The sequence below is a fragment of the Halomonas sp. ATBC28 genome, assembly GCF_005937175.1.
GTDB classification, from domain to species: domain Bacteria; phylum Pseudomonadota; class Gammaproteobacteria; order Pseudomonadales; family Halomonadaceae; genus Vreelandella; species Vreelandella titanicae.
In genome coordinates this window covers 1-382 of the sequence record NZ_VCQL01000219.1, presented here as the reverse complement: position 1 = coordinate 382, position 382 = coordinate 1, and the positions used below count along the sequence as shown (strand labels likewise).

Annotated in this window: 1 protein-coding gene; it reads left to right on the top strand. The window is 62.6% G+C overall.

Going from position 1 to position 382, the window contains the following annotated elements; genetic code table 11:
* On the top strand, window positions 1–382 hold a 382-nt coding region (locus tag E0L35_RS26150), incomplete at both ends, for a tripartite tricarboxylate transporter substrate-binding protein (protein ID WP_249362204.1).

The following is a 382-nucleotide window of genomic DNA, read 5'->3' as shown; positions in this document are numbered from 1 at the left end:
ATCCGCATACGTTCCCGTCACCCGCACCCAGTCCGCTGGAGTTCACGCCGATCGGATTGATCCTGGAGTCGAACCTCCTGCTGTGCGTCAACCCGGCCGCCCCGGCAAAGAACTTCGATGAGTTCCGGAAATGGGTCCAGTCCGAATCGAAGGCGGGGGCTTTCAATTACGCGACCGCGGACAACGGCGGCATCACGCACCTCGCCATGGAACTGTTGCGGGAACGTGCGGGCCTGGCTTCCATGAGCCACGTCGCTTACAAGGGGAGCGGTCCGGCCATCCAGGACGTGGTCGGTAACCAGGTGCCGTGTGTCATGGACGGTGCATCGCTGTTGATTCCATTCATCGCGTCGGGACGCCTCAGGCCGATCCTCGTGACCAG